Below are 21,143 nucleotides of genomic sequence, written 5' to 3' on the forward strand. Positions count from 1 at the left end.
CGTCGGCCGGCGCTGCACCGCCGCACCCCCACCCCCGTGGTCCCGCCACCGCGGCAACCGTCCCCCGACGACAGGACAGTCATGAGACGAACGAATCTGTTCAGGATGGTGGCGGCCACGGCCGCCGCCGCGATGATCGCCACGGCCGGGGCGACCGCCGTCGCGACCCCGGCCGCCGCCCGCCCCGCCGACACCGCAGCCGCAGCGGCCAGTGGCTTCGCCCCGGCGGCCACCAACCTCGCGCAGGGCCGTCCCACCCAGGAGAGCGGCCACGCCGACGTCTACGACTCGTCGAAGGTCGTCGACGGCAACGCGGGCAGCTACTGGGAGAGTGTGAACAACGCGTTCCCGCAGTGGGTGCAGGTCGATCTCGGCTCGTCGCAGAACGTCAACCAGGTCGTGCTGAAGCTGCCGACGAATGGTTGGGCGACCCGGACGCAGACGTTGAGCGTGCGGGGCAGCGCCAACGGTTCGTCCTTCACCGACCTGGTGGGGTCGCAGACGTACACCTTCAACCCGGCGAGCGGCAGCACCGTCACGATCAACTTCACCTCGGCGTCCACCCGGTACGTCCGGATCGTCATCACCGCCAACAGCGGCTGGCCCGCCGGGCAGCTCTCCGAGCTGGAGGTGTACGGCAGCGGCGGCACCACCCCGGACACCACCGCGCCGAGCGTTCCGGGGACGCTGTCGCAGAGCACGTCGGGCAGCACGATCACCCTGAACTGGGGTGCCTCCACCGACTCCGGTGGTAGCGGCCTCGCCGGCTACAACGTCTACCGGGGCGGCAGCCTGATCGCGACGCTGGGTACCGTCCTGACCTATCAGGACACCCAGCCGGCCACGGCGACGGTGTCGTACCACGTTCGGGCCCGCGACGGCGCGGGGAACCTCTCCGGTAACAGCAACACCGTCACCCGGACCGGCAGCAACCCGCCCGCCTGCACCAACGTGGCGCAGGGCAAGACCATGACAGCGAGCGGCTCCACCTTCAGCTTCACCCCGGACAAGGCGAACGACGGGCAGCTCGGCACCTACTGGGAGGGTGCGGCGAGTTACCCGCAGAACCTGACAGTGGCGCTGGGCGCGAACCACGCCATCTCCGGTGTCACTGTGAAGCTCAACCCCGACCCGGCCTGGGGCACGCGTACCCAGACCATCCAGATCCTCGGACGCGACCAGGCGTCGTCGGCGTACACCAGCCTGGTGTCGGCGGCGGCCTACCAGTTCGTCCAGGGCACCAACGTGGTGACCATCCCGGTCACCGCCACCACCGCTGACGTGCAGTTGCGGTTCACCGGCAACACCGGTGCCCCGTCCGGCCAGGTCGCCGAGCTGGAGGTGTGCGGCACCCCGGCGCCCAACCCGGACCTGGTGGTCAGCTCGATGACCTGGTCACCGTCGTCGCCCAGCGAGGTCTCGCCGGTCACCCTCTCGGCCGTGGTGCAGAACATCGGGTCGGCGTCGGCCGGTGCGACGACTGTGAACTTCAGCCTGGCCGGCGCGGTCGCCGGCAGCGCCCCGGTGGGCGCGCTCGCCGCCGGGGCCTCGACCACCGTGTCGTTCAACGCCGGCACCCGGCCGATGGGCAGCTACGCCGTCGCGGCGGTGGTCGACCCGGCGAACACGATCGTCGAGCAGAAGAACGGCAACAACAGCTTCACCGCCGCCTCGCCACTGGTGGTGGCGCAGGCCCCCGGCCCCGACCTTCAGGTGCTCAGCATCGCCTCGAACCCGCCGAACCCGGCCGTCGGGGCGTCCGTCAGCTTCACCGTGACGGTGCGCAACCGCGGCACCGCAGCGACCGGCGCGACCACCGTCACCCGGCTGGTGGTGGGCGGCACCACGCTCAACACCACCACCGCCTCGATCGCCGCCGGCGCGACGGTCACCGTGGCCGTCACCGGCAGTTGGACCGCCACCAGCGGCGGCGCCACCATCACCGCCACCGCCGACGCCACGAACGTGGTCACCGAGACCAACGAGACGAACAACTCGTTCAGCCAGTCGATAGTGGTCGGGCGCGGGGCCGCCGTCCCGTACGTCTCGTACGAGGCGGAGGCCGGTCGTTACCAGGGCACGCTGCTGGAGGCCGACCCGCTGCGCACCTTCGGGCACACCAACTTCGCCAGCGAGTCCTCGGGCCGCAAGTCGGTCCGGCTCACCGGCACCGGCCAGTTCGTCGAGTTCACCTCGACCAACCAGGCCAACTCCATCGTGGTGCGCAACTCCATCCCGGACGCGCCCGGTGGCGGTGGTATCGAGGCGACCATCAGCCTCTACGTCAACGACGTCTTCTCCCGGAAGTTGACCCTGTCGTCGAAGCACAGCTGGCTCTACGGCAACACCGACGGGCCGGAGGCGCTCACCAACACCCCGCAGGCCGACGCCCGACGGCTCTTCGACGAGTCGAACGCGTTGCTGGCGCAGTCGTACCCGGCGGGCACCCGGTTCAAGTTGCAGCGCGACTCGGGCGACACCGCCTCGTTCTACGTCATCGACATGATCGACCTGGAGCAGGTGGCGCCACCCGCCAGTCAGCCGGCCGGCTGCACCTCGATCACGCAGTACGGCGCGGTCCCCAACGACGGGCTCGACGACACCGCCGCCATCCAGCGGGCGGTGACCGACGACCAGAACGGCGTCATCTCCTGCGTCTGGATTCCCGCCGGGCAGTGGCGGCAGGAGCAGAAGATCCTGACCGACGACCCGTTGAACCGGGGTACGCACAACCAGGTCGGCATCAGCAACGTCACCATCCGGGGCGCCGGCATGTGGCACTCGCAGCTCTACACGCTCACCGAGCCGCAGAACGCCGGTGGCATCAACCACCCGCACGAGGGCAACTTCGGCTTCGACATCGACAAGAACACCCAGATCTCCGACATCGCCATCTTCGGCTCCGGCCGGATCCGCGGCGGTGACGGAAACGCCGAGGGCGGCGTCGGTCTGAACGGTCGCTTCGGCACCGGCACCCGGATCAGCAACGTCTGGATCGAGCACGCCAACGTCGGTGTCTGGGTGGGCCGCGACTACGACAACATCCCCGACCTGTGGGGGCCGGCCGACGGGCTGGAGTTCACCGGCATGCGGATCCGCAACACGTACGCCGACGGCATCAACTTCAGCAACGGCACGCGCAACTCGCGGGTGTTCAACTCGTCGTTCCGCACCACCGGCGACGACGCGCTCGCCGTCTGGGCCAACCCGTACGTCAAGGACCGCAACGTCGACATCGCCCACGACAACCACTTCGTCAACAACACCATCCAGTTGCCCTGGCGGGCCAACGGCATCGCCATCTACGGCGGCTACGACAACTCGATCGAGAACAACCTGATCTACGACACCGCCAACTACCCGGGCATCATGCTGGCGACCGACCACGACCCGCTGCCGTTCTCCGGGACGACGTTGATCGCCAACAACGGGCTCTACCGCACCGGTGGCGCCTTCTGGAACGAGGACCAGGAGTTCGGTGCGATCACCCTCTTCCCGGCCACCCGGGACATCGTCGGGGTCACCATCCGCGACACCGACATCATCGATTCGACGTACGACGGCATCCAGTTCAAGAACGGCGGCGGCAACATGCCGAACGTCGCCATCACCAACGTGCGGATCGACAAGTCGAACAACGGTGCCGGCATCCTCGCGATGAGCGGCGCACGGGGCAACGCCAACCTGACGAACGTGACCATCACCAACTCGGCCGACGGCAACATCGTCATCCAGCCGGGCTCGCAGTTCGTCATCACCCCCTGACCGACACGTCAGTGAAGTCGGGGTGTCCGCAGTGCGGCGGACACCCCGACTTCGGTGCTGTGGCGGCCGTCGTGCGGCACCGGACCACGATGAGTCAGGCGCCGGCTTGCAGATCTTGGACACTTTCCGTTCGGCCTTGACGGAAACTGTCCAAGATCTGCACGCGCCGCGCGAGGAGGCCGCGGCGAAGTCATCTCGGACAGACGGACCGAGTGTGCGATGACGCGCTTCTGGGGCTGCGGTGGCTAGGCTGACCTGAGCAGGATGGTCCGCTGAGGGGGTGAGCCCGGATGGCGCAGGCAGCGTTCGCGCCGGAGCCGACACCGCAAGACCCCGAGCCGTGGACAGCGCAGCTCGCCCTCGACCTGTTGCCGGAGACCAATGGCCCCAAGGTTGAGGTCCTGAGCGGAAGCGTGATCCTGACACCACATGCAGGAATCGATCATCAGTCGGTCGAGCGGGAGTTGCCCTACCTGCTGCACCGCGCCGCGCGGAAGGCGGGTTTCTGGGTTTACCCAGAGATCAACGTCCTCTCCGACGATGATCTCTTCATCCCGGACATCGCTGTCCTGCGCAAATCCGGTGGCGGCCGCACGACGGTGCCCATTGCCGAGGCGGTGCTGCTGGGCGAGATCGTGTCTCCCGGAAATCGGCGCAAGGACGTCATCGACCGGTCCCGGGAGTACGCCGCTGTCGGGGTGCCGTTCTTCCTCCGGGTGGACTTGCGCAATCGGGTGCCGACGATGGCTCTGTTTGAGCTGGCCGACGGGGAGTACCGACCGCTGGCCGCAGCTGCGGCGGGCAGCACCTTCGCGATGCGGGAGCCGTTCGAATTCTCCATCGACCCGGCCGAGTTGCTGGACGAGGAGGCGGCGCCGGACGCGACTACCACCGAGTCGGCTGACGACCTGACTTGATCGACACGGGTTTCAGGAAGTCGGGGTGTCCAGTCGCCGGGGATGCCCCGCCTTTCGTGAACCCGAGTCGATCACGCCGGGGAGCTTGAGGCTCCCAGCGGGCGTCCAGCGGGGGTGGGGAAGAATGGCTTCGTGACTTCCCCCCGCGACCTCGTTCTGCTCGGGTCCACCGGTTCGATCGGCACCCAGGCCATCGACATCGTCCGGCGCAACCCGGACCGGTTCCGGGTGGTCGCCGTCGGTGCCGGCGGCGGCAACGTCGAACTGCTCGCCACGCAGGCCCTCGAACTGGGCGTCGAGGCGGTCGGGGTGGCCAAGGCGTCCGCCGCCCAGGACCTGCAACTCGCGTTCTACGCCGAGGCGAGCCGGCGCGGCTGGGCCACCGGCGACTTCAAGCTTCCCAAGATCGTGGCCGGCCCGGACGCGATGACCGAGCTGGCCCAGTGGCCGTGCGACATCGTGCTCAACGGGGTGGTCGGCTCGCTGGGCCTCGCTCCTACGCTGGCCGCGCTGCGTGGTGGTCGTACCCTCGCGCTTGCCAACAAGGAGTCGCTGGTGGCCGGCGGCCCGTTGGTCAAGGCCGCGGTGACGCGGCCGGGGCAGATCGTGCCGGTCGACTCGGAGCACTCGGCGCTGGCCCAGTGCCTGCGCTCCGGCACGCGCGGTGAGGTGCGTCGGCTGATCGTCACGGCCAGCGGCGGCCCGTTCCGGGGCCGGCGGCGCGAGGAGTTGACGCAGGTCACACCTGAGCAGGCGCTCGCGCACCCGACCTGGAACATGGGGCCGGTCGTCACGATCAACTCGGCGACCATGGTCAACAAGGCGCTTGAGGTGATCGAGGCGCACGAGTTGTTCGACGTGCCGTATGCCGACATCACCGTGATGGTGCACCCCCAGTCGGTGATCCACTCGATGGTCGAGTTCGTCGACGGGTCGACCATCGCCCAGGCCAGCCCGCCGGACATGCGGCTGCCGATCGCGCTCGGCATGGGCTGGCCGGACCGGGTGCCCGAGGCCGCCGCCGCCGTCGACTGGACGGCCGCGCACACCTGGGAGTTCGCGCCGCTCGACGACGAGGCGTTCCCGGCCGTAGCCCTGGCCAAGGCCGCCGGGGAGGCCGGGCGCAGCCGCCCGGCGATCTACAACGCGGCGAACGAGGAGTGCGTGGCCGCGTTCGTGGCGGGCCGGCTGCCGTTCCTCGGCATCGTCGACACCCTCGAACGCGTGTTGGAGGAGGCTCCGGACTTCGGCGAACCAGGTACCGTCGAGGACGTGCTCGCGGCCGAGTCGTGGGCACGCGCGCACGCGCAGGAGATCATCGCGGGTTCGGTGGAAGGAGCTTGATGTCGTACCTGCTCGGGGTGGTCCTCTTCGCCCTGGCCATTCTCATCTCGGTGAGCCTGCACGAGGCGGGTCACCTGCTGACCGCCAAGGCGTTCGGGATGAAGGTCACGAAGTACTTCGTCGGCTTCGGCCCCACCATCTGGTCGTTCAAGCGGGGTGAGACCGAGTACGGCCTCAAGGGCATCCCCCTCGGTGGGTTCTGCAAGATCGTCGGGATGACGCCGCAGGACGACGACGTCGACCCGGCCGACGAGCCGCGCGCGATGTGGCGCTACCCCGTCTGGAAGCGGACGATCGTGATGGCCGCCGGGTCGATCACGCACTTCGCGTTGGCCCTGGTCACGATCTGGATCCTGGCCGTCTCCGCTGGGCTGCCCAACCCGGACTTCCCGACCACCGACGCGCAGGCCCGCCAGGAGCCGGCCGTCATCCGGCTCAGTGACTGCGTGGTGGCGGAGAACTCGGTGCGCGAGTGCGCCCCTGGCGACGCCGCCAGCCCGGCCGCCCAGGCGCAGTTGAAGAACGGTGACCGGATCACCTCGGTCAACGGCACCCCGATCGGCAACTACGGCGACCTGCTCACCACGCTGCGCGGGCTCAAGCCGGGCGACACCGCGCAGATCGCGTACGTCCGCGACGGGCAGCCGGGCACCACCAGCACGGTGCTCGCGCAGACCCAGCGCCCGCCGCTGGACGACCCGACCGGTGCCGCCGCGCCGGTGGCCGCGCTCGGCGTCGGGCTCGTTCCCAGCACGCCCACCCGCGTCACGTACGGCCCGGTCGGCGCCTTCGGTGCCACCGCCGACTTCACCGGTGACCTGGCCGTCGGCACCGCCCAGGCGCTCCAGCGTCTCCCGCAGAAGGTCCCCGCCCTGTGGACCGCCCTCACCGGCGGCGAACGGGACGTCGACACCCCGATCAGCGTGGTCGGCGCCAGCCGACTCGGCGGCGAGGCGGTGGAGAACAACGCCTGGCTGGTCTTCTTCATGCTCTTCGTGTCGCTGAACTTCTTCATCGGCGTGTTCAACCTGCTGCCGCTGCTCCCGGTGGACGGCGGCCACATCGCCATCGCCTGGTTCGAACGTGCCCGCTCCTGGGTCTACGCGCGGATCGGTCGGGCCGACCCCGGCCGGGTGGACTACCTCAAACTGATGCCCTTCACGTACGTGGTGATCCTGATCGGTGGCGCGTTCACGCTGCTGACCATCGCCGCGGACGTCGTCAACCCGATCACGCTCTTCTCAAGGTGAGTGCCTGAAGTGACAGCTATCAGTCTCGGTATGCCCGCCGTGCCGCCTCCTCCGCTCGCTCCCCGTCGGGCCAGCCGCCAGATCATGGTCGGTTCGGTCCCGGTCGGTGGTGGTGCGCCGGTGTCGGTGCAGTCGATGACCACGACCCTCACCTCCGACGTCAACGCGACCCTTCAGCAGATCGCCGAGCTGACCGCGTCCGGCTGCCAGATCGTCCGGGTGGCGGTGCCGTCCCAGGACGACGTGGAGGCGCTGCCCGCGATCGCCAAGAAGTCGCAGATCCCGGTAATCGCCGACATCCACTTCCAGCCCAAGTACGTCTTCGCCGCGATCGACGCCGGCTGCGCGGCCGTCCGGGTAAACCCGGGCAACATCCGCCAGTTCGACGACAAGGTCAAGGAGATCGCCCGTGCCGCCGGGGACGCGGGGGTGCCGATCCGGATCGGCGTCAACGCCGGGTCGCTGGACAAGCGCCTGCTGAGCAAGTACGGCAAGGCCACCGCCGAAGCGCTTGTCGAGTCGGCGCTGTGGGAGTGCTCGCTCTTCGAGGAGCACGGCTTCCGCGACATCAAGATCTCGGTGAAGCACAACGACCCGGTCGTGATGATCCGGGCGTACCGGCAGCTCGCCGAGCAGTGCGACTACCCGCTGCACCTCGGCGTCACCGAGGCCGGGCCGGCGTTCCAGGGCACCATCAAGTCGGCGGTCGCCTTCGGCGCGCTGCTGGCCGAGGGGATCGGCGACACGATCCGGGTGTCGCTGTCCGCCCCGCCGGTGGAAGAGATCAAGGTCGGCAACCAGATCCTGGAGTCTCTCGGCCTGCGCGAGCGCGGTCTGGAGATCGTCTCGTGCCCGTCCTGCGGGCGGGCCCAGGTGGACGTCTACAAGCTCGCCGAGGAGGTCACCGCCGGTCTGGAAGGGCTGCCGGTGCCGCTGCGGGTCGCCGTCATGGGCTGCGTGGTCAACGGTCCGGGTGAGGCCCGGGAAGCCGACCTCGGCGTCGCCTCCGGCAACGGCAAGGGCCAGATCTTCGTCAAGGGGCAGGTCGTCAAGACGGTGCCCGAGGCGCAGATCGTCGAGACGCTGATCGAGGAGGCGCTGCGGATCGCCGACGAGATGGGCGCGGAACTCCCCGAGGAGCTGCGCGGGCTGGTCACCGGCCCGACCGTCACCGTGCACTGATTTTCCATTTGGAAAAAGCGGCCGTTTCCCATCCGGGGAACGGCCGCTTTTTCGTCAGTGGTGCTGTGGTGTTCGTGCCCTGTGGTGCTCGTGCCGTGGCGCGGTGCTGGCGTCACTCGGATTCGGCGAGGATCGCGTACAGCTTGCGTCGGGTCTCGTCGAGCACCTGAGCGGCCCGCTCGCGCTGGTCGTCCGTGCCGTGCATCATCACCTGGCGCAGGGCGTTCATCGCCTGTGCGCCCGAGTCGCGGATGTCATGCCAGCTGCTCACCGTGCCCTGGGCCACGTCCGCCCACGGCGGGGTCTGCGCGGCCTCGGTGGCCTCGGCCTGACCGGCCTCGCTGACGGTGAACCGCTTCCGCCCACCACCGGACTCCTCGGTGCTGGCGACGATCACGCCCTCGTCCTCCAGCAGCTGGAGGGTGGGGTAGATCGAGCCCGGGCTGGGCCGCCACGCACCGCCGGTGCGGGAGTCGATCTCCTGGATCATCTCGTAGCCGTGCATCGGCCGCTCGGTGAGCAGTGCCAGGACGGAGGCGCGGACGTTGGGGCGTCGGCCCCGACCTCGTCCACGGCCCCGGCCGCCCCAGGGGCCGCCGCCGGGTCCGTGCTCGTGGCCATGACCGTGCGGACCGGGCGGGACCGGCGGGAAGCCGAATCCCCGCATCCGGGCTTCGTGCATCGGGTGGTGCTGTCGGTGGAACCTCATCGTGCTCTTCCCTTCGTAGGACTATCGCTGATGCATCAACGATATATCGGCAATGCATCGTCGACAACCAGTGGTTCCCAAACCGTACGTACGTCTTGTTAGAGTCTCGGTCATGCGCCTGCTACCCCCGCCCGGTCCGTCCCGGGTCCTCACCCTCGGCACCCTGGTCAAGACCGTCGGGCGGGGCCTCTGGCTCGTCGCCAGCGCGCTCTTCCTCACCCGTTCGGTCGGCCTCTCGGCAACCCAGGTGGGCATCGGGCTGACCATCTCGGCCCTGGTCGGTGTGCTGGCCAGCACACCGAGTGGCTACCTGGCCGACCGCGTCGGCCCACGTGGGGTGCAGGTCGGCGCGCTGTTCGCCGCCGGCACCCTCACCATCGGCCTGATCGCCGTCCGGTCGCTGCCCACGCTCGTGCTGGTGGGAGCCGCCACCGCGCTCGCCGACGCGATCGAGCGGGGCGCCCGCGGTGCGCTGATCGCCGGAGCGATCCCGGCCGACGAGCGGGTCCGCACCCGCGCCTACCTGCGAGCCACCACCAACGTCGGGATCTCCGTCGGTGCCGTCCTCGGCGGCTTCGCCATCGCCGCCGACACCCGCACCGCTTACGTCACGCTGATCCTGGCCTCGGCGGCGACGTCACTGGCCGCAGCGGTGATCTTCCTCCGACTGCCGACCGTCGCCCCGGTCGCCGCCCCGGCGAACGGCCCTCGGCTGGTCGCCCTACGCGATCGCCCGTTCCTCGCCTTCACACTGGTCGACGGCCTGATGTCGATGCACTTCAGCCTGCTCACCATCGCCCTGCCGCTGTGGATCGCCGGCCACACCCGGGCCCCCGCCTGGATGATCTCCGCGTTGACGCTTGTGAACACCGTGCTGGTGGTGCTCCTTCAGGTCCGCGCCGCGCGTACCGCCGCCACAGTGCCCGGAGCCGCCCGCGCCGCCCGTCGCGCCGGTGTCGCCATCGCCCTGGCCTGCGTACTCTTCGCCGCCAGCGGCGCGCTGCCCACAGCCGGCGCGGTGAGCCTGCTCGGCCTCGGGGCGGTCGCCCACGTCACCGGTGAGCTGTGGCACTCCGCCGCCGGCTGGGGGATCTCCTTCGGGCTGGCACCGGCGGACGCCCAGGGGCAGTATCAGGGGGCGTACGGCATGGGTTACGAACTGGGCAAGATGCTCGCGCCGGTGGTGGTGACCTCCCTCGCGCTCGGCTGGGGCGTACCCGGCTGGCTTGTGCTCGGTGCCCTGTTCCTCCTACTCGGAGCCCTGGTGCCCCCGGTCGTCCGATGGGCCGGGCGGACGCCGCCCCGTGAAGCGGGTGCCGGCCTTGTCACTCGACCGGCGGAGCGGGGGGTCAATCTGGCAGGCTGATAGTCGTGCTGACGGTGCCGGTACGCCAACTGGGGGAGTCGGAGCGGCGCGCGGTCGAGCGACTGCTCGACCATGACCCGTTCGCGGGCGCGCAGGTCGCCGAGCGGATCGCCGCGCGCGGGCTCTCCTGGTGGCGGGCCGAAGGCAGAATCCTGGGGTACGGAGCCCGCCGCAACCTCGAATCACTCTGCTGGCTCGGCGGCAACCTGACCCCGGTGCTGGCCAGCGACGCCGCGGTGGGTGCCTTCGCCGACCTGCTCGCCGGCGAGGAACGGCTCTGCTCCTCCATCGTCGGCCGGGCCGACGCCGTCCTCGGGCTGTGGGACCGCCTCTCCGACACCTGGGGGCCAGCGCGAGACGTCCGCCCCAATCAGCCGCTGCTGGTCACCGACACGCTGCCACCTGTGCCGGCCGACCCGGAGGTACGCCAGGTTCGCTCCGGCGAGGTCGAACGGCTCTTCCCGGCGGCGGTGGCCATGTACACCGAAGAGGTCGGCGTCTCCCCACTCGCCGAGGACGGCGGACGCAGCTACCGCCGGCGGGTCAACGACCTGGTCCGGACCGGTCGCGCGTACGCCCGCATCGTCGACGGCAAAGTCGTGTTCAAGGCCGAACTCGCCGTTGTCACCAAGCGGACGGCGCAGATCCAGGGCGTCTGGGTGGCACCGGAATGGCGAGGCCGGGGCATCGCCACCGCCGCCATGGCAGCCGTGGTCCGCGACGCGCTGCTGCGGGTCGCCCCCACCGTCAGCCTGTACGTCAACGACTTCAACCTCCCGGCCCGCCGTGTCTACGAGCGCTGCGGCTTCCAGCCGATCGGCACTCTGGCCACCGTCCTCTTCTGACCGCTGCGGTTCGGCTTCGGTGGGGTATCCCTGCAGATCTTGGACACTTTCCGTTCGCGCAGGACGGAAACTGTCCAAGATCTGCAAACGGATGCCGTTTGATGAGGCCATCCAAGCCGCCCGGTGACTCCTGCATGGCCCACGTCCCACCATCACGGCCGGCGTCCCGGCGTGCGGGTTCCGGTGGTCCGGTGGTCCGGCGTCCCTGCGTGCGGGTTCCGGTGGTCCGGCGTCTGGCGTTCCGGGTCTGGCGTTCCGTCGGCCGGGCGTCTGGCGTCCGTTGGTCAATGGTTCGGGTGCCGGGCGGTCGATGGCAACGCAAAGGCCGCTGGCCGGCACCCCGTGTTGTGGGGTGCCGGCCAGCGGCGGGTGTTGTTGGGTCTTGCCGTGCGGTGGTTCTGGTCTGTGGGTCAGTGGTGGTGCGGTGGTCAGCTGTTCCAGTGCTGGGCGACGAGGTCGGTGGCCTGCTGCTCCCACTGGGCGTAGGCGTCCGGGTACGCCGAGACCTGCACGGTCTGCGCGGCCTCGGTCAGGGGCATGTCCTGCCACCCGTCGACCTGCTTCAGACCCTTCAGGAACGCGGTGGTGGAGTACTCGGGGTCGGTGATCTGCTCCGGGGTACCCCAACCCGAGCTCGGGCGCTGCTGGAACAGGCCCAGCGAGTCGTGGTCGTTGGCGTCGCCGAGGTGGCCGAGGTTCTCCAGCTTCGACTCCTGCAGGCTCGTCGCGATCGAGATGACCGCGGCGCGCTCGGGCAGGCCGGCCTTCTTCGTGGCGGCGATGATCGCCTTGACGTTGGCGGTCTGCTCGTCGTTGAGGGTGATCCGGGACTGCTCGCCCTGCGGCTTCGCCACCTGCACCGCAGCGGCGGCGGGCTTGGCATCGACCGGGGTGGCGGCGTGGGCGGCGATCGGGCCGGCGAAGACACCACCGGCGAACGCGAGACCCGCAACGGACAGCATGCTCTTACGGAAGATCGTGTTCATGGGGGTAGCTCCTTCGGGGGTAGGAACACCCACACGTCGGGGGACGCACGGGTGTGAGCACCTCGTCCGGCGCTGCACTTGCACGGGGGAAAGTCTTGGGGGGGTGACGCCGACACGGGCGTCGGTCGGCGACTTCACGGGCGCAGGGCCTCGTGGCGCCGGGGTCCAGATGTAACGACCGGAGGTCCGGGGTCATTCCCGGGTGACCCAACCCGTCGGCACCCACGGGGAGGCGGTGCCTGCGGTCGATCGTGGGGGTCACAACGACCCGGGGGCCAGGGTCATTCCGGGCTGGCCCAACCCGCCGGCACCCACGGGGAGGCGGTGCCTGCGGTCGATCGTGGGGATCACAACGACCGGGCCGCGGCCGGCATTCCCAGCTGCCGGACCTCGGATCCCGCACCCTCGAAGACCGGGCGGCGGGGAGGTCGTACTGCGATCGTCAGGGTGTGTAACGACCCCGGCCCAGCCACGATTCCCACCTACGGGTGCCCCCGGCCACCACCCACAAACACCCACAACCGGACACACCACCCACACAACCACGGACCCACGGCACCGAACCGGGCCCGCACGACCGTGATCCACTCGGCTTCACGGAAACCGGGGCATCCCGGACGCCAGGACACCCCGACTTCATGAAACCCGAGTCGATCAAGAACTACGAAAACCCCATCGGGTGTTCGGCGGGCGTACGGGGTCGTCCGGGCTGTGCCGTGCGGTGGGTGCGGGCCAGGGACAGGTGGTCAACGGCGGACGGGGCCGACGGTCGAAGGCGGACGGGGCCGATGGTCGACGGCGGGACGGCCTCCGACGGTCCGCCGCTGCTCCTGGTTGAACCGCCGGATGCCCTGCTCAGGACCGGAAAATCGGTTGAGTTGACGGGTTGGCGCCGGCAGGCTGAGGTCTCCGCCACCCACGTCCCGGAGGACTTTCGATGCGCCTGCTCCGTGATCTGTGGGGCACCTCGACCCGTCGCCTGACGATAGTGGCCGTTCTGATCGTGGTGGGCGCCGCGGGGCAGGCGGGCGCGTCGGCGCTGGCCGGCGCGGTGCTGGTGCATCGTTCGGCTGGCTTCTTCGCCGTGTTGGCCGCGGCTCTGGTCGCTGTGGTCCTCAGCGACCTCGCGGTGAGCCTGTTGATGGCCGGCCTGACCGCCGACTGGTCCGCCGACGTGCGTCGCCGGCTCTGTCGCGTCGCTCTCGGGCAGGACCTGCCCACCCTGGAGACCACCCCGGTGGGTGAGCTGCTGGACCGCATCGACGGGGATGTCTATCAGGTGGCGTCGGCGGTTCGTAACCAGGGCACCCGGCTGGCGCAGGGCCTCTGCGTCGGTCTGTTGTCGATGGTGGTCGCGCTTGTCGTGTGGTGGCCGGCGGGGATCGCCATGCTGCTGCTCACGGTGGTGCTCGCAATCGGACTGCGCCGACCCACGGCCCGGATCGGCCCGGCCCGGATGGCCGAGGAGGAGGCGTGGTCCGACCTGGCCGCCGTGATGGAGGAGGCGGTGCACGGCCAGGACGACGTACGCACCAGTTTGGCGCGGCCGTACGTGCTGCGGTTGTACGCCCGGCGGGCCGCCGCCGTGCTGTCGCGGGGCAGTGTGGTCTGGGTGCTGTCCGCCCGGGTGGCGACGGTGGCCACCGCGACGATCCGGGCTGGCATCGGCGCGGTGGTGCTCGGCGGTGCGTGGGCGTTGGCCACCGACCGGATCGACGCCGCCCGGCTCACCGCCATCTGGCTGCTCGCCCTGGCGTTCGGGGCCACCGCGGAACACGTCAGCCGGATGGTGCCGGAGATCCAGGAGGCTCTCGGCGCGTGGGCGCGGGTGCAGTTGCTCTCCAAGGCCCGGCAGGAACCGGTCGGCGGGGCCAGCCCGAGCGAGGGTGACCTGCGCATTCGGGACCTGACATTCGGGTACGGGGAGAGCGACCGGGGGGCCGCGCTACGCGGGCTCAGCCTCACCTTCGCCCGTGGTCGGTCGTACGCGCTGATCGGACGGACCGGTTCGGGCAAGTCGACGCTGGCGAAGGTGCTCACCCGGGCGGTCGATGTGCCGCCGGGCACCGTCTTCCTCGGCGGCACCGACCTGTGTGACCTCGACGTCGAGCAGTTGCGCCGCTGGGTGGCGCTGGTGCCGCAGCGCACCGAGATCCTGGCCGGCACGCTCGCCGAGAACGTCGCGCTCTTCGACCCGGAGCTGCTCGACGCGGCGGCCCGGGCGCTCGACGAGTTGGGCCTGGCCGGTTGGATCGCCGAGCTGCCGGACGGGTTGGCAACCCGGCTGGGCGAGGGCGGGCACGTGCTCTCCGCCGGTCAGGAGCAGTTGGTGGCGTTCGCCCGGATTCTGGTGCGGGAGCCGCACGTGGTGATCCTCGACGAGGCCACCGCGCGCCTGGACCCGGTCACCGAGGCGCGGGTACAGCGCGCCACCGAACGGCTGCTGCGCGACCGGATCGGCATCGTCATCGCGCACCGGCTCTCCTCGGTACGCCGCTGTGACGAGGTGGTCGTCCTGGCCGATGGCGCGGTGGTCGAGGCCGGTCCGCTGGAGACGTCGACCCGCTTCGCCGAACTGTTGGCGACCAGCCACGCCGCCGCGTACGCCACGGTGACGCCGTCGGGTCGCACCGGCACCGACCTGCTGGTCGGCCCCGACCCGGCCAACGCCTGGCCGAGCGAACCGGTTGCGCAGAGCGAGCCGGTTGCGCCGGTGTCCGCCCGGGTCGCGCCGGCCGGGCCGACCGAGCCGGTCGCGCCGACCCGGGCCGATCCGCCGCCACTGCCGCCCGTGCCGCCGGCCCGGACGCTGCGGGAGATCTTCCGGCTGTGCACCAACGATCCCCGGTACGGTGCGGCGGCGATCGTGCTGTTCCTCGGCCTGAGCCTGCTCGGGCTGGACGGCCCGGTGCTGCCCTGGCTCTGGGCGGACCTGGTCGACGGGACGGGCAGCCCGTACCTGCCGGCGGTGGGGATCGTCGCCGGGCTGCTGATCACGCTGCCGCTGCCGTTCTACACCCATGTCTGGTTCCCGCAGTGGTGGGTGCGGCAGATGCTGCGCATCGGCCTTCGCCTGGTGCACGGCCAGACCGGGCCGCGTCGGGTCAGCTCACACACCCCGGCCGAGGTGGTGGCGCAGGGTGGGGACACCGAGCGGGTGGTCCAGCTCGCCGACAACGTGCTGGACCAGACCGTCGCGCTGGTGCTCGTGGTCGCCATGACGGCGGTCACCGGCAGTGTCGTACCCGGGCTGTTCTTCCTCGGCACGATGGTCGTCTCCGGGCTGGCGGCGACGTTGTTCGGGCCGAAACTGGAGCGCGCGGCCCGGGCGACGGTGGCGGCGCGGGCCGCGTTCGCCACCGCGCTGGTCTCCGCGCTCTCCGCGGCGCGGACGGTGAAGCTCGCCGGCGCGACCACTGCGGTGCTGCGTCACCTGGCGGGCCTGGACGTGCTGCGCAGCGACCGGCAGCGGCGGGAGATCGCGGTGCAGGTGTGGGCGCGTTCCACCCCGTCGATGGCCAGTGGGCTGCTGCCGATCGGCGCCTGGGCGTTGTACCTGAACGGTTCGCTCTCCGCCGGGGCGGTACTGGTGGCCGTCTCCACCCTGGGTGCGGCCCGCTGGTTCGCCTGGACCACGGCGTCGTTGATCTCGCAGTTGCCCTCGGCGCGGGTCTGGACCCGGCGAACCGCGGCGATGACCGGGGTGAGCGCGTACTCGGCGGGGGTGCCGGAGGTCGACCTGACCGCCGGGACGGCGCCCGCGCCGACCATGCCGCCCCGCCATCCGCTGCGCCGGCTGGACCTGCGCGGCTTCGGGGTGGTGCACTCCGACGGTACGGTGGCCGTCCGCGACGTGGACCTGACCGTGCGGCGGGGCCAGTTGGTGCTGGTCGTCGGGCCGGTGGGGTCGGGCAAGTCGTCGTTGCTGCGCGGGCTGGCCGGGATCGTGCATCACACCGGCGAGCTGGCCTGGAACGGGGACCCGGTCACCGAGCCGGAGCTGTTCCTGCGCCCCAACCAGGTCGGCTACGTCGCTCAGTTGCCCCGGGTGCTGTCCGGCACGGTGGCCGACAACATCGCCCTCGGGCACGAGGTGGACGCGGCCGGGGCGGTCAGCACCGCCCAGCTCGACCATGACCTGGCCGCCGCCGGTGGGGGGCTGGGCCTGCTCATCGGGCACAAGGGCACCCGGCTCTCCGGGGGGCAGTTGCAGCGGTTGGCGCTGGCCCGGGCTCTGGCCCCGCGTACCGAACTGCTGGTCGCCGACGACGTGTCGTCGGCGCTGGACGTCACCACCGAGCTGGCGCTGTGGGAGGCGTTGCGCGGCCACGGGGTGACGGTTGTCGGTTCGACGGCGAAGCGGGCCGCGTTGGTCCGGGCCGACCACGTGGTGGTGCTGCTCGGCGGCACGGTGGCGGCTCAGGGCACATGGCAGGACCTGGAGGGCGACTGGTCGCACCTGGCCGGTTGACCCTCGGCCGGGCGGCCGCCCACACGGCGGCCGCCCGACCGGTCGGGGTTCAGGCGGCGCGGGCGTACTGGTCGGGCCCGGAGTAGGCGACGCCGAGCTTCGCGGCGGCCCGGCGCGGCCAGTACGGGTCGCGCAGCAACTCCCGGCCCAGCAGCACCAGGTCGGCTTCGCCGCTGGCGACGATCTGCTCGGCGTGCTCAGGCTCCACGATCAGGCCCACCGCGCCGGTCGGTACGCCGGCCTCGCGGCGGATCTGGGCGGCCAGCGGCACCTGGTAGCCGGGGCCGAGTGGAATGCGCTGGTCCACGCTCACCCCGCCGGAGGACGCGTCGACCAGGTCGACGCCGACGCCGGCCAGCTCACCGGCAAGCACGACGCTGTCGTCGATCGTCCAGCCGCCCTCGACCCAGTCGGTGGCGGAGATCCGGGTCAGCACCGGCACGTCCTCGCCGACCGCGGCGCGCACCGCGCGGGCCACCTCCAGGGTCAGTCGCATCCGGGCGGCCCGATCGCCGCCGTAGGAGTCGGTGCGGTGGTTGGTCAACGGTGAGAGGAACTCGTTGAGCAGGTAGCCGTGCGCGGCGTGGATCTCCACGGCGGCGAAGCCGGCGTCCACTGCGCGTTCGGCGCCGGCCGCGAACGCCTCGACCACACCGGCGATGCCGGCCTCGTCCAGGCTGGTCGGCGTCCGGTAGCCGGCGGTGAACGGCACCGAGCCGGGGGCGACGGGCGTCCAGCCGCCCTCGGCGTCCGGCACGCCGCCGCGCTCCGGCGCCCACGGCCGGTAGGTGGAGGCCTTGAAGCCGGCGTGGGCGAGCTGTACGGCCGGCACCGCGCCGTGGGCGGCGACGAACGCGGTCACCGGCCGCCAGGCGTCGACGTGCGCACCTGACCAGAGGCCGGTGTCCTGCGGGCTGATCCGGCCCTCGGGAAGCACGGCGGTCGCCTCGGTCAGGACCAGGCCGGCGCCGCCGACAGCGCGACTGCCGAGGTGGATCAGGTGCCAGTCGGTGGGCAGACCGTCGGGACCGGCGGAGTACTGGCACATGGGTGCCATGGCGATCCGGTTGGGCAGTGTGACAGCGCGCAGGGCCAGGGGAGTGAACAGGGAACTCATGGGGTCATCCTCTCCGACACGACGACGGGCCCCCGGGGAGAGGGGCCCGTCGTCGTTTGGGTGAACCGATCAGGCAGGAACGGGGCTGAGCTCAGGTCGGGTGTCGGCGACCGGCTCCGGCTCCGGCTCGGTCAGGTCACGCCGGCCGGCGGACTCGTACGCGGCGCGGTCGAGGGTGCCCTCGCGGGCGGCGACCACCGTCGGCACCAGTGCCTGCCCCGCGACGTTGGTGGCGGTGCGGATCATGTCCAGGATCGGGTCGATGGCCAGCAGCAGGCCGGCGCCGGCCAGCGGCAGGCCCAGCGTGCTGAGGGTGAGGGTGAGCATCACGATCGCGCCGGTCAGACCGGCGGTGGCCGCCGAGCCGACCACCGAGACGAAGGCGATCAGCAGGTAGTCGCCGATGCCGAGCTGCACGCCGAACACCTGGGCCACGAAGATCGCGGCGAGGGCCGGGTAGATGGCGGCGCAGCCGTCCATCTTCGTGGTGGCGCCGAAGGGCACCGCGAACGAGGCGTACTCGCGGGGCACGCCGAGCCGCTCGACGGAGCGCTGGGTGACCGGCATGGTGCCGACCGAGGAGCGGGACACGAAGGCCAGCTCGATCGCGGGCCAGGCACCGGCGAAGAAGCGCAGCGGGTTGAGCCGGCCGGCGAGGATCAGGACCAGCGGGTAGACCACGAACAGCACGATGGCGCAGCCGACGTAGACGGCGGTGGTGAACTTCGCGAGGGGAGCCAGCAGGTCCCAGCCGTACGAGGCGACGGCGTTGCCGATCAGACCGAGGGTGCCGATCGGGGCGAGCCGGATGACCCACCAGAGCGCCTTCTGGACGATCTCCAGCAGGGAGCGGTTGAGCGTCACGAACGGTTCGGCGGCCTCGCCGACCAGCAGGGCCGCGGCACCGATGACGACGGCGAGGAAGACGATCTGCAGGACGTTGCCCTCGACGAACGCGCCGACCGGGTTGGTGGGCACGATGCCGGTGAGGAAGTCGGTCCACGAGCCGGTCTTCTTCGGCGCCGTGGCGCCACCCAGATCGAGGGTCACCCCCTTGCCGGGGTTGGTGAGCAGGCCGAGGCCGATGCCGATGCTCACCGCGATCAGCGCGGTGATGCCGAACCACATCAGGGTCTTGAGGGCGAGCCGGGCGGCGTTGGCGACGCCACGCAGGCTGACCACGCTGACCACGATGGCGGTGAAGACCAGCGGCGGCACGGCCAGCTTGAGCAGCTGGACGAAGAGGCTGCCGACGGTGTGCAGGGTGCTGGTCAGCCAGCTCAGGTCGTTGGTGCGGGCCAGGAAGCCCAGCGCGACGCCGAGCACGAGGCCGAGCAGGATCTGCACGGAGAAGGGAATTTTGCGCAGGCTGAAGGGCATGAAGATCTATCCAATTGTCCGGTCCGATCGGGGCAGGCGTAGGAACGCGGCTAGCCCGGACAGATGCCACTGGCCTGCAGTCGGAGATCGACATACAGGCGGACAGTGAGGCCCCAGACGTTGGTCATCGCTCGCCGACGATACGCCGATTTCCGCCTATTGGAAGGACCGGTCGGGGTGAGGCTCCTTACAGAGGGCCAGTGCGGTAGCAGTGCACAGGCCCCACAGCACCGCGAGGGCGAGGATCAGTCGTTCCAGCACCCCCACCAGTGTGCCCCGGCCGATGACGAGCATCGCCAGCCCCACCGTGGCACAGAGCGGCAGGGCCAGCGCCGCGGCCCCGCCCGCCAGCCGGCGCACCATGCTGCCGACCGACGCGGACACGGCAAGCGTGATCATGGCGAATACCACCGCGGCGGTCGCCGCGATGCTCGCGCCGCCGTGCACCAGATCTGCCGTCGTCGCCCGTTCGAACGGCGGCAGCGGGCACCCGTCGGAGCAGGTCACCGCCCCCGACGCGGCGGTGAACACGGCCCCGGTGGCGAGCAGCGCCGGAGCAGCCGCCCACACCCCCGGTGGCAGCGCCGCGCCGATCAGCAGCAACGCGGCGGCAAGGGCCAGGATCCCGATCCGGTACGCCGCGGCGTGGGCGCTGCCGGCGATGCCCGCCTCGCTGACGTACCCGGTGAGCCCTGGACCGGGACCGGCGATCACGGCGAACGTCACCGCCACCGAGCCGGCCAGGGTGCAGCCGGCCGCGGCGGACCCGGCGGCCCGGCGGGCGATGTCCCCGCCCACCGTGGGCGTGCGCGGGGCGGCGGACCGGGCCGGCTCAGCCACGCCCGTGCGGCGCGCTCCAGCCGGACTCGTCCGGCCCGAGTGGCACGATGCCGCTGGGATTGATCTCCCGGTGCGTGCCGTAGTAGTGCCGCTTGATGTGGTCGAAGTCCACCGTCTCGCCGAAGCCCGGCGTCTGGAACAGGTCCCGGGCGTACGCCCAGAGCACCGGCATCTCGGTCAGCTTGTTGCGGTTGCACTTGAAGTGCCCGTGGTACGCGGCGTCGAAGCGGACCAGCGTGGTGAACAGTCGCACGTCCGCCTCGGTGATCGCGTCGCCCATCAGGTAACGCTGCCCGGCCAGCCGCTCGGAGAGCGCGTCCAGCCGGGCGAAGAGCGCCCGGAACGCCTCGTCGTACGCCTCCTGTGAGGTGGCGAACCCGCACCGGTAGACGCCGTTGTTGACGTCGGTGTGGATCTCGGCCATCAGCGCGTCCATCTCGGGGCGCAGGTCGACCGGGTACAGATCCGGTGCGTCGGGCCGGTGCAGCCGCCGCCACTCGGTGGAGAAGTCGAGGGTGAGCTGCGGGTAGTCGTTGGTGACCACCCGGCCGGTCAGGGTGTCCACCAGCGCCGGCACCGTCACCCGGCCGGTGTAGTCGGGGTCGGTGGCCAGGTACGCCTCGGAGAGGAAGCTCACCCCGAGGACCGGGTCGAAGCCGTCCGGGTCGAGGGCGAAGGCCCAGCCCCGCTCGTCCCGGATCGGGTCGACGGTGCCCAGCGAGATCGCGTCGTCCAGCCCGAGCAGGCCGCGCACGATCCTCGCCCGGTGTGCCCAGGGGCAGGCACGGCACCAGATCAGCCGGTAACGGCCGGCCTCCAGTGGCCAACGGTCCTGCTCGTCCGGGCCGCCGCCGGGAGGGGATGTCGAGTCGGCGGTGACCCGACCGGTGAACCGGTTCGGCTGGCGGACGAACGCGCCACCGTCGCTGGTCTCTGCGCTGAACTGGGCCCGGGCCATGCCGTCAACCTAT

The 21,143-nt window shown here is 70.9% G+C and carries 14 protein-coding genes; 8 read left to right on the top strand and 6 right to left on the bottom strand.

Annotation, left to right across the window (positions count from 1 at the left end; genetic code table 11):
- The first annotated feature begins 81 nt into the window (after positions 1 to 81).
- From QSK15_RS07895 to ispG, 5 genes are all read left to right on the top strand, one after another.
- The gene (locus tag QSK15_RS07895; protein ID WP_285793552.1) at positions 82 to 3,765 is read left to right on the top strand and encodes a CARDB domain-containing protein; all 3,684 of its coding nucleotides are present in this window, start codon (positions 82 to 84) and stop codon (positions 3,763 to 3,765) included.
- Positions 3,766 to 4,055: 290 nt separating this feature from the next.
- On the top strand, positions 4,056 to 4,682 hold the full coding sequence (locus QSK15_RS07900; RefSeq protein WP_285793553.1) for a Uma2 family endonuclease: 627 nt from the start codon (positions 4,056 to 4,058) through the stop codon (positions 4,680 to 4,682).
- A gap of 132 nt (positions 4,683 to 4,814) precedes the next feature.
- Entirely contained in the window at positions 4,815 to 6,026 is a 1,212-nt protein-coding gene (dxr, locus tag QSK15_RS07905; protein WP_285793554.1) for a 1-deoxy-D-xylulose-5-phosphate reductoisomerase, read from the top strand.
- Positions 6,026 to 7,276, top strand: coding sequence for a M50 family metallopeptidase (locus tag QSK15_RS07910; protein ID WP_285793555.1), 1,251 nt, complete (start codon positions 6,026 to 6,028; stop codon positions 7,274 to 7,276). Before dxr ends, QSK15_RS07910 begins: the two co-directional genes overlap by 1 nt.
- 9 nt (positions 7,277 to 7,285) lie before the next feature.
- Positions 7,286 to 8,458 carry a flavodoxin-dependent (E)-4-hydroxy-3-methylbut-2-enyl-diphosphate synthase gene (gene ispG, locus QSK15_RS07915; protein WP_130408231.1) on the top strand — a complete coding sequence of 391 codons (1,173 nt, stop codon included), beginning with the start codon at positions 7,286 to 7,288 and terminating at the stop codon, positions 8,456 to 8,458.
- Between the two features lie 112 nt (positions 8,459 to 8,570).
- Here the strand turns inward: ispG and QSK15_RS07920 are convergent, their stop codons facing one another.
- Complete coding sequence (locus QSK15_RS07920; RefSeq protein ID WP_030335162.1) at positions 8,571 to 9,167, bottom strand: PadR family transcriptional regulator; 597 nt, start codon at positions 9,165 to 9,167, stop codon at positions 8,571 to 8,573.
- 112 nt (positions 9,168 to 9,279) lie between these two features.
- Between QSK15_RS07920 and QSK15_RS07925 the strand changes: the two genes are divergently transcribed.
- The gene (locus tag QSK15_RS07925; RefSeq protein WP_285793556.1) at positions 9,280 to 10,533 is read left to right on the top strand and encodes an MFS transporter; all 1,254 of its coding nucleotides are present in this window, start codon (positions 9,280 to 9,282) and stop codon (positions 10,531 to 10,533) included.
- 5 nt (positions 10,534 to 10,538) lie between these two features.
- Positions 10,539 to 11,378 (top strand): GNAT family N-acetyltransferase, encoded by an 840-nt coding sequence (locus tag QSK15_RS07930; protein ID WP_285793557.1) that lies wholly within the window; start codon positions 10,539 to 10,541, stop codon positions 11,376 to 11,378.
- 428 nt (positions 11,379 to 11,806) lie between these two features.
- Here the strand turns inward: QSK15_RS07930 and QSK15_RS07935 are convergent, their stop codons facing one another.
- Positions 11,807 to 12,364, bottom strand: coding sequence for a hypothetical protein (locus QSK15_RS07935; RefSeq protein ID WP_285793558.1), 558 nt, complete (start codon positions 12,362 to 12,364; stop codon positions 11,807 to 11,809).
- A 937-nt stretch (positions 12,365 to 13,301) separates the two neighbouring features.
- Between QSK15_RS07935 and QSK15_RS07940 the strand changes: the two genes are divergently transcribed.
- The gene (locus QSK15_RS07940) at positions 13,302 to 16,835 is read left to right on the top strand and encodes an ATP-binding cassette domain-containing protein (protein WP_285793559.1); all 3,534 of its coding nucleotides are present in this window, start codon (positions 13,302 to 13,304) and stop codon (positions 16,833 to 16,835) included.
- Between the two features lie 49 nt (positions 16,836 to 16,884).
- Here the strand turns inward: QSK15_RS07940 and QSK15_RS07945 are convergent, their stop codons facing one another.
- From QSK15_RS07945 to QSK15_RS07960, 4 genes are all read right to left on the bottom strand, one after another.
- Positions 16,885 to 17,952, bottom strand: a complete 1,068-nt coding sequence (locus tag QSK15_RS07945) for an NADH:flavin oxidoreductase/NADH oxidase (protein WP_285793560.1) — start codon at positions 17,950 to 17,952, stop codon at positions 16,885 to 16,887.
- A gap of 69 nt (positions 17,953 to 18,021) precedes the next feature.
- The gene (locus QSK15_RS07950) at positions 18,022 to 19,320 is read right to left on the bottom strand and encodes a dicarboxylate/amino acid:cation symporter (protein ID WP_285794353.1); all 1,299 of its coding nucleotides are present in this window, start codon (positions 19,318 to 19,320) and stop codon (positions 18,022 to 18,024) included.
- Between the two features lie 168 nt (positions 19,321 to 19,488).
- Entirely contained in the window at positions 19,489 to 20,172 is a 684-nt protein-coding gene (locus QSK15_RS07955) for a DUF998 domain-containing protein (RefSeq protein ID WP_285793561.1), read from the bottom strand.
- Positions 20,165 to 21,130, bottom strand: coding sequence for a glutathione S-transferase family protein (locus QSK15_RS07960; protein WP_285793562.1), 966 nt, complete (start codon positions 21,128 to 21,130; stop codon positions 20,165 to 20,167). Before QSK15_RS07960 ends, QSK15_RS07955 begins: the two co-directional genes overlap by 8 nt.
- Positions 21,131 to 21,143 lie beyond the last annotated feature (13 nt).

The sequence above is a fragment of the Micromonospora sp. NBRC 107095 genome (genome assembly GCF_030269705.1).
Taxonomy (GTDB): Bacteria; Actinomycetota; Actinomycetes; order Mycobacteriales; family Micromonosporaceae; genus Micromonospora; species Micromonospora parva.

Bases quoted from the DNA above. Each gene is read 5' to 3' on its own strand.
- QSK15_RS07895 (WP_285793552.1), top strand. From the start codon at position 82: ATGAGACGAACGAATCTGTTCAGGATGGTGGCGGCCACGGCCGCCGCC.
- QSK15_RS07900 (WP_285793553.1), top strand. From the start codon at position 4,056: ATGGCGCAGGCAGCGTTCGCGCCGGAGCCGACACCGCAAGACCCCGAG.
- QSK15_RS07910 (WP_285793555.1), top strand. From the start codon at position 6,026: ATGTCGTACCTGCTCGGGGTGGTCCTCTTCGCCCTGGCCATTCTCATC.
- QSK15_RS07920 (WP_030335162.1), bottom strand. From the start codon at position 9,167: ATGAGGTTCCACCGACAGCACCACCCGATGCACGAAGCCCGGATGCGG.
- QSK15_RS07925 (WP_285793556.1), top strand. From the start codon at position 9,280: ATGCGCCTGCTACCCCCGCCCGGTCCGTCCCGGGTCCTCACCCTCGGC.
- QSK15_RS07935 (WP_285793558.1), bottom strand. From the start codon at position 12,364: ATGAACACGATCTTCCGTAAGAGCATGCTGTCCGTTGCGGGTCTCGCG.
- QSK15_RS07940 (WP_285793559.1), top strand. From the start codon at position 13,302: ATGCGCCTGCTCCGTGATCTGTGGGGCACCTCGACCCGTCGCCTGACG.
- QSK15_RS07945 (WP_285793560.1), bottom strand. From the start codon at position 17,952: ATGAGTTCCCTGTTCACTCCCCTGGCCCTGCGCGCTGTCACACTGCCC.
- QSK15_RS07960 (WP_285793562.1), bottom strand. From the start codon at position 21,130: ATGGCCCGGGCCCAGTTCAGCGCAGAGACCAGCGACGGTGGCGCGTTC.